Origin of the sequence: Pseudomonas sp. 31 R 17, from assembly GCF_900004915.1 — a bacterium.
Taxonomy (GTDB): domain Bacteria; phylum Pseudomonadota; class Gammaproteobacteria; order Pseudomonadales; family Pseudomonadaceae; genus Aquipseudomonas; species Aquipseudomonas orientalis_A.
In genome coordinates this window covers 115,320-122,572 of the sequence record NZ_CVTN01000031.1, presented here as the reverse complement: position 1 = coordinate 122,572, position 7,253 = coordinate 115,320, and the positions used below count along the sequence as shown (strand labels likewise).

Here is a 7,253-nt window from a genome sequence, read left to right as displayed (position 1 = left end):
TGAACTGGCCTAATGCTCCCGGACACCTCTTAAGGGCGATATGATTCGCCCAATCAGGAGGTTTCATGCAAGAGCGAAAGACCTACACCCGCGAGTTCAAGCAACGTGCTGTAAGCATGGTTCTTGATGATAACTGCTCAGTTCCTGACGTCTGTGCGTCGATGGAGGTTGGCCCCACGGCTCTGCGCCGTTGGATTGAGCAGGTTCGCAAAGAGCGTCAGAAAGGGCAGCCAGTGGCAGGTACTAAGGCAATCAGCGATGAACAGCGAGAGCTTCAACAGCTGCGAGCCAAGGTCAAGCGCCTGGAGACCGAGGCTGAAATCTTAAAAAAGGCTACGGCTCTCTTGATGTCGGATCCCGATCGTTTTTCCTGATCGAGGAGCTGAGAGAGTCGAGTTCGTATCCGACCTGCCTGCTTTGCAGTGCGCTGGGCGTTTCCCGCAGCGCGTTTTATGACTGGCTTAAGCGTCGCTCAGTGCCGAATACCAAGCGTGACGCGCTCAGAGCAAAAGTCGTGCAATTGCATGACCAAAGCCGGGGAAGTGCAGGCGCGCGGATGATCTCTCAGCACTTGAAAGCCCAGCAGATCAAGGTGGGACGGCATCTGGCCGGAAAACTCATGGCGGAGGCAAATCTGGCCAGCAGACAGCGCCGCCGCCATCAGTATCGCTCTAGAGGCGTCGAAGCATTTGTGGCCAAGAATCTGCTCGAGCGTAACTTCGAGCCAACCGCAATCAATCAGGCCTGGTGCGGCGACGTTACCAGCCTGATGGTTGGTAAACGTTGGTATCACTTGGCAGCGGTCATTGATCTGTTCGCCCGCCGAATCGTTGGCTGGGCGTTTTCCCTGATCAACGACGCCAACCTGGTTAGCAAGGCGCTGAGAATGGCGGTGGAGGTTCGAGGCAAACATGCAGGCTTGATGTTTCATTCGGATCAAGGCAGCCAATACACCAGCCAGCTCTTTCAGTCCGAGCTGCTGGAGCATGGGATAACGCAAAGCATGAGCCGCAGGGGGCAGTGCTGGGACAACGCGCCAACAGAGCGTTTCTTTGGGACGCTTAAATCAGAGTGGGTGCCCAATAAGGGCTACACGACAGTTGAAGAAGCCAGGCGGGATATGACCAGCTTCTTCATGCGATACAACCGAATCAGGCTCCACAGCTACAACAACTACCTGTCGCCAATAGCCATGGAGCAAAAAGCGGCATAAACACCGTAATCGGTGTCCGGGATTACTTGACCAGTTCAAGCCCCCTCCCACATTTGGATCGGGATCGACACGACATCCTGGTCGGCCCAGAGGCCGCCATTGGGGGCAAGTCGAATCGTCGCACCGCCCCTCCCACATTGGATCTGCGGTGGGGTTAATGGCCGGTTACAATGGCGCTCCACCTAGGAGCCTTCATGACCGCCCTGCTCGCCGACTGGCGCCACCGCCCCACCCATCGCCGTGTCTGGGCCCTGGCCGCGCCGATGATCCTGTCGAATATCTCCGTGCCGCTGGTGGCCCTGGTCGACAGCATAGTCATCGGCCATCTGCCCCACGCCCACCAACTGGGCGCCGTGGCCGTCGGCGCCAGCCTGTATACCTTCCTCGCCTGGGCCATGGGCTTCTTGCGCATGGGCTCCACCGGCTTTGCCGCCCAGGCCGCTGGGCGCAATGACGGCGCGGCATTGCGCCAGGTGCTGTTGCAAGGCCTGCTGCTCGCGCTGGGACTGGCCATGTTGCTGGGCAGCGTGGGCATTCCGCTCAGCCACCTGGCGCTCGAGTGGATGCAACCCTCGGCCGAACTGAACCAACTGACCCGGGAATTCTTCCATACGCGCCTGTTCGGCCTGCCCGCCGCCCTTGCCAGCTATGCACTGGTCGGCTGGTTCCTCGGCACCCAGAACGCCCGTGCGCCGTTGGCGATCCTGCTGACCACCAACCTGGTCAATATCGCGCTGAACCTGTGGTTCGTTCTGGGCCTGGATTGGGGCGTGGTCGGCTCCGCCCGCGCCTCGGTGATTGCCGAGTGGACCGGTGCCCTGCTCGGCCTGGCCCTCACCCAGAAAGCCCTGCGCGCCTACCCTGGGCATATCGCCTGGACCGCGCTCAAGCTGTGGCAAAGCTGGCGCCCATTGCTGGCGGTAAACCGCGACATCTTTATCCGCAGCCTGGCGTTGCAGTCGGTGTTTTTCATGATCACCGTACAGGGCGCGCGGCTGGGGGATGCGACCGTGGCGGCCAATGCGCTGTTGCTCAACGGCCTGCTGCTGACGGCACACGCCCTGGACGGCCTCGCTCACGCTGTCGAGGCCCTGTGCGGCCACGCCATCGGCGCACGTGACCGCCAGGCGTTAAGGCGATCATTGGTGGTTGCCTGTGGTTGGTCGCTGATCGCCAGCGTCGGTTTCGCCCTGCTGTTCACCTTCGGCGGCCACCTGTTTATCGCCATGCAAACAGACATTCCCAGCGTGCGCGAAACCGCCGACCGCTACCTGCCCTACCTTGCGGTATTGCCGTTAATTGCGGTGTGGAGTTATGTGCTCGATGGATTGTTTATCGGCGCCACGCGGGCGCGGGAAATGCGCAATGGGATGTTGCTGACGGTGCTGCTGGTGCTGCCGCTTGCCTGGGCATTGCAGGGGCTGGGCAACCACGGGTTATGGATCACCTTCCTGCTGTTCATGGCGGTGCGCAGTTTGACCCTGTGGGCAATTGCCTGGCGCCTGAATCGGCAAGGGCTGTGGCTCGGAGCCAACTGAAAAAACGCAATCCAAATGTGGGAGGGGGCTTGCCCCCGATAGCAGTACATCAGCAACAAATCAGTTGCCTGACACTCCGCTATCGGGGGCAAGCCCCCTCCCACATTTTTTTACGAGGACAGGTAGGAAGAACGGGTCAGGCCCAGGCGCAAGGCGTCCAGGAACTGGGTACGTTCCGACGCACTGATCTTCGCACTCGCACACTTGTCACGGTAATGGGTCATCAATTCCTCCGGCGACAAGTGCACATAGCGCAGCATGTCTTCGATGGTGTCGTGAGTCTCGATACCGGCGCTGTACACCGAACCGTCTTCACGCTGGTAGATGTTCACCGAGTCGGTGTCACCGAACAGGTTGTGCATATCGCCGAGGATTTCCTGATACGCGCCGACCAGGAAGATGCCCAGCAGGTAGTCTTCGCCCTCGTTCAAGGCATGGACCGGCAGGCTGGTCTCGATGCTCTGTTCGTCGACGTACTGCTTGATCTTGCCGTCGGAGTCGCAGGTCAGGTCTTGCAGCACGGCGCGGCGCAGCGGCTCTTCGTCGAGGCGATGCAGCGGCAGGATCGGCAGTACCTGGCCGATGGCCCAGGTGTCCGGCAGGCTCTGGAACACCGAGAAGTTGCAGATGTACTTGTCGGCCAGTTTGTCGTTGAGCTCGTCCAGCACCTGGCGGTGCGAGCGCTGGCGAGCCTTGAGCGAGTTGTGCAGGCGACGGCACACCGCGAAGTAGCACTGTTCGGCCAGGGCTTTCTCGGCCAGGGTCAGCTTGCCGTCGGCGTACTGGGTGGCCACGTCGCTCATGTAGTGAGTGGCGCGCCAGTAGGTTTCGGTGACCATCTCGATATCGGTCGGGCCCAGCAGGTCCACCAGCCATTGCACAGTTTCCGGCAGGCTCTCCTTGTTTTCGATGGTCGGGATTTCGTCGTTGTGCTTCTCGACGTCGGTCACCTGCACCACCAGCATGGCGTGGTGGGCGGTCAGCGAACGGCCACTCTCGGAGAAGATGTGCGGATGCGGCAGGCTCTGCGCGTCGCAGAACTCCTTGAGCATGCCCACCACCACACCGGCGTAGTCGTCCATGTCGTAGTTGATCGAGCTGGCGTTGCGCGAGTGGGTACCGTCGTAGTCCACCCCCAGGCCGCCGCCCACGTCGATGTGGTCCACCGGCAGGCCAAGGTTGCGCAGTTCGCCGTAGTAACGAATGGCTTCCTTGAACCCGTGCTGGTAGTCGGCCAGGTTGGCGATCTGCGAACCCATGTGAAAGTGCAGCAGGCGGATGCCCTGGTCCAGGCCGGCCGCGCGGAAACGCTCGACCACCGACAGCAGCTGCGCCGCCGACAGACCGAACTTGGACTTCTCGCCACCGGTGTCCGCCCACTTGCTCGAGGCCAGGGACGACAGGCGCACACGCAAGCCTACCTGCGGCTTGACCTTGAGGCTGGCGGCCTCTTCGATCACCAATTCAACTTCGGATTCTTTCTCGATCACGATAAACACATTGTGGCCGAGCTTCTGGCCCATCAGCGCCAGGCGGATGAATTCACGGTCCTTGTAACCGTTGCAGACAATGGTGCCGCCCTTCGGCGCCAGGGCCAGCACGGCCAGCAGCTCCGGCTTGGAGCCGGCTTCCAGGCCGATGGAGACGTTCTGGGTGGCGATGATGTTCTCGATCACCGCTTCCTGCTGGTTCACCTTGATCGGGTACAGCGCGGTGTACTGGCTCTGGTATTCCAGGCGTTCGATGTTCGAATCGAAAGCACCTGTGAGCTGGCGTACACGGTCTTGCAGGATATCGGGGAAGCGCACCAGCAGCGGCAACGACAGGCCGCTTTTGCGCAGCTCGTCGACTTGCTCGTACAGATCGACAGGCGTGCTGTTCGGACCGTTCGGACGGACTTCTACGCGACCGGCTTCATTGATCGCGAAATAACCGGCCCCCCAATGGCGAATCCCGTAAACACTGCGGCTGTCCGCAACTGTCCATTGGCTGCCATCGTCTTTGCGTGTGCGTCGTACGGACATCGAAGTCCCCTATAAATGAAGGCGAAGGCGCCACCTCAAGCGGAGGCTGGCGCAGTCTAAAGAATGAAAATGACGATTTGCCTGTAAGGGAGGTAGACCTCGCTCGCTGGGCAGAGTTTAGACACAGGCCGGGAAGAGGCTTTCAGCCGCCGGACTTCTTGGCCTCGTAACCGAGCTTGATCAGCTCGGCCAACAGCAGTTCGACATGCTCGCCCTGGATCTCGATGACCCCGTCTTTCAACGCGCCACCGGTGCCGCAGCGCTTTTTCAGCGTGGTGGCCAGTTCCTTGAGCGCCTCTTCGGCCAGGGGCACGCCGGTGATGGTGGTCACCGTCTTGCCGCCACGGCCTTTGCTCTCGCGGCGTACGCGGGCAATGCCGTCGCCTTCGGGAATCAGGGTTTGTTTGCAGGTGCACGAATCCACGGGCTGACGGCAGTCCGGGCAGTGTCGACCTGCATCGGTGGAAAATACCAGGCCACCCAGGGCGGCGAAGGATGCGGCTTTCTTGGCCACCGGCAATCCTCTAGGGGATTAAAAGTGGCGCAGTGTAACGGCAAAAAGCCAAGTTGCTAAGGGCCAAATGGCGCCATTTCATGCAACTTTAGCGACGCAACGCCAGATAGCGCCGCAGGCCTTCTTGCGCGTCCGGGCAGTAAGGCTTGTGTCTGGCCTCGCTCAACACCGTTTCAATCGGCAGGAAGCGCGCTTCCATGACCTCTTCGGGCTGCAGGCACAGTGGCCCGTCCCATACCGCCGAGTAGGAGGTGCACCAAAGCCTGCTGTCGCCGTCTTCGAAATAGAAATGGTCATGTTCGATCAATTCCACGCCGCTGACGCCCAGTTCTTCGGCAAGCTCACGGGCCGCCGAATCGGCATAGGTTTCCCCTGCCGCAACCATCCCGCCCGCTGCCGTGTCCCAGAACCCGGGGTACAGCGCTTTGCTCAGGGTGCGCCGATGCACACACAGCTCGCCCCTGGAGTTGAACAGAAAGATAAAGGTGCAGCGGCCAATCAGCCCGCGGTTGCGCAGGTCGGACCTGACGAGGTTGCCGAGCGGGTTGTCGTTCTCGTCAACCCACTGGATCAGTTCAGCATCGGAGGCTACCCGGTGGGCGGCCTCCTTTTGAGTCGCGTCCATCATCAACCCTGATTGAGGAGCTGACGCAAATCGATCACTGCAGCGTTGGCCCGGGAAATGTAGTTGGCCATCACCAGCGAATGGTTCGCCAGTACCCCGAAGCCGCTGCCGTTGAGAATCATGGGGCTCCACACCGGTTCCTGCGACGCCTCCAGCTCACGAATGATCTGGCGCACGCTGACCGTGGCGTTCTTCTTGGCCAGCACGTCGGCAAAATCGACTTCGATGGCGCGCAGCAGATGGGACAGCGCCCACGCCTGGCCACGGGCCTCGTAGAACACGTTGTCGATCTGCATCCAGGGGGTTTCCACCACTTCTTCATCGACCTGCGGCACTTCACCCGGCGCCAGCGCTTCGGTTTTCAGTGCGGTGTTCAGCTTCACGCGGCCCACACTGGCCGAAAGGCGCTGCGACAGCGAACCCAGACGGGTAGCAACGTCGCCCAGCCAGTTGTTCAGGTTGTCGGCGCGGGCATAGAACAGCGCGCCCTTCTGGTTAGGGTCGGACAGGCGTGCTTCGTAGCGGCTCAGGGAGTTGATGCCTTCCTGGTATTCCGACTCGCTGGACGGCAGCACCCAGCTCTTGTTGTCAAAGTTGAAACGCGGCTCGGCCTTGGCCAGGTCAGCGTCTTCAGCCGACTGCGACTGGGAACGGGCGAAATCCTTGCGCAGGGCGCGGGTCAGGTCGCGTACCTGCACCAGCACGCCGTACTCCCAGCTCGGCATGTTGTCCATCCACAGGCCTGGCGGAAAACGGTCATTGGAAATATAGCCGCCGGGCTTGTTCAGCAAGGTGCCGACCACGTTTTTCAGGGTTTCGACGGTGGTGTAGCCGATCACCATCTGCTTGCCTTCCTTCTCGGCGGCAAGCTGGGCGTTTTGCTGGACCGGAAACAACGCCGGCTCCTGACTCCAATACCAACCCAGGCCACCAGTGACCAGCAGGTACAAGCAAATCACGCTGAGCAAGGCGCGGCTCATGAGCAGGTTGCGAACGTAGCTGCGGTTGGCCGACTTGGGCTCAGGGGCGGGGCCTTTGGCACTGCCTTCACGGTTTTTCCAGTCCAGCATGGCGATATCCTTTCAATCACTTGAGTTCATGCACATCAATTGTCCGGGTGCGGTCAAACACTCCGACCACAACCCTACCCCATCGTGCCCATCGGTGCGGCGCTTTTAAAGCAGACTGGCGCATACCCGAGGGTGAACTATAAAGGATGCACGCTTTTTACACAGCGCGACCACGAGGTCAAAAAATGAATACCGCCGACGCGTACTTAATTGACGTATGACACTCATACAATAGAAAAGAGGTGCTAGCATAGGGCCACTAGTTGACC

At 60.5% G+C, this 7,253-nt stretch carries 7 protein-coding genes; 3 read left to right on the top strand and 4 right to left on the bottom strand.

The genetic code is table 11. From position 1 onward, the window contains the following. The first annotated feature begins 65 nt into the window (after positions 1 to 65). The 3 genes from BFP89_RS29150 (at position 66) to BFP89_RS01365 (ending at position 2,751) form a co-directional block, all read left to right on the top strand. Positions 66 to 374 carry a transposase gene (locus BFP89_RS29150; protein ID WP_065883309.1) on the top strand — a complete coding sequence of 103 codons (309 nt, stop codon included), beginning with the start codon at positions 66 to 68 and terminating at the stop codon, positions 372 to 374. Next, positions 371 to 1,213 carry an IS3 family transposase gene (locus BFP89_RS01370; protein WP_065883306.1) on the top strand — a complete coding sequence of 281 codons (843 nt, stop codon included), beginning with the start codon at positions 371 to 373 and terminating at the stop codon, positions 1,211 to 1,213. Before BFP89_RS29150 ends, BFP89_RS01370 begins: the two co-directional genes overlap by 4 nt. Positions 1,214 to 1,407: 194 nt before the next feature. After that, complete coding sequence (locus tag BFP89_RS01365; RefSeq protein WP_065883470.1) at positions 1,408 to 2,751, top strand: MATE family efflux transporter; 1,344 nt, start codon at positions 1,408 to 1,410, stop codon at positions 2,749 to 2,751. Positions 2,752 to 2,861: 110 nt separating this feature from the next. Here the strand turns inward: BFP89_RS01365 and speA are convergent, their stop codons facing one another. The 4 genes from speA to BFP89_RS01345 form a co-directional block, all read right to left on the bottom strand. Continuing rightward, positions 2,862 to 4,775, bottom strand: coding sequence for an arginine decarboxylase (gene speA / locus BFP89_RS01360; RefSeq protein ID WP_065883466.1), 1,914 nt, complete (start codon positions 4,773 to 4,775; stop codon positions 2,862 to 2,864). Between the two features lie 142 nt (positions 4,776 to 4,917). Then, positions 4,918 to 5,289, bottom strand: a complete 372-nt coding sequence (locus tag BFP89_RS01355) for a translation initiation factor Sui1 (RefSeq protein ID WP_065883464.1) — start codon at positions 5,287 to 5,289, stop codon at positions 4,918 to 4,920. 88 nt (positions 5,290 to 5,377) lie between these two features. Beyond that, the gene (locus BFP89_RS01350; protein ID WP_065883462.1) at positions 5,378 to 5,914 is read right to left on the bottom strand and encodes an NUDIX hydrolase; all 537 of its coding nucleotides are present in this window, start codon (positions 5,912 to 5,914) and stop codon (positions 5,378 to 5,380) included. 2 nt (positions 5,915 to 5,916) lie between these two features. Further along, entirely contained in the window at positions 5,917 to 6,984 is a 1,068-nt protein-coding gene (locus tag BFP89_RS01345) for a DUF2333 family protein (protein WP_065883460.1), read from the bottom strand. Positions 6,985 to 7,253: the final 269 nt, after the last annotated feature.

Coding starts and splice junctions, on each gene's coding strand:
- BFP89_RS01345 (WP_065883460.1), bottom strand. CDS start 6,984: ATGCTGGACTGGAAAAACCGTGAAGGCAGTGCCAAAGGCCCCGCCCCT.
- BFP89_RS01365 (WP_065883470.1), top strand. CDS start 1,408: ATGACCGCCCTGCTCGCCGACTGGCGCCACCGCCCCACCCATCGCCGT.
- speA (WP_065883466.1), bottom strand. CDS start 4,775: ATGTCCGTACGACGCACACGCAAAGACGATGGCAGCCAATGGACAGTT.
- BFP89_RS29150 (WP_065883309.1), top strand. CDS start 66: ATGCAAGAGCGAAAGACCTACACCCGCGAGTTCAAGCAACGTGCTGTA.
- BFP89_RS01350 (WP_065883462.1), bottom strand. CDS start 5,914: ATGGACGCGACTCAAAAGGAGGCCGCCCACCGGGTAGCCTCCGATGCT.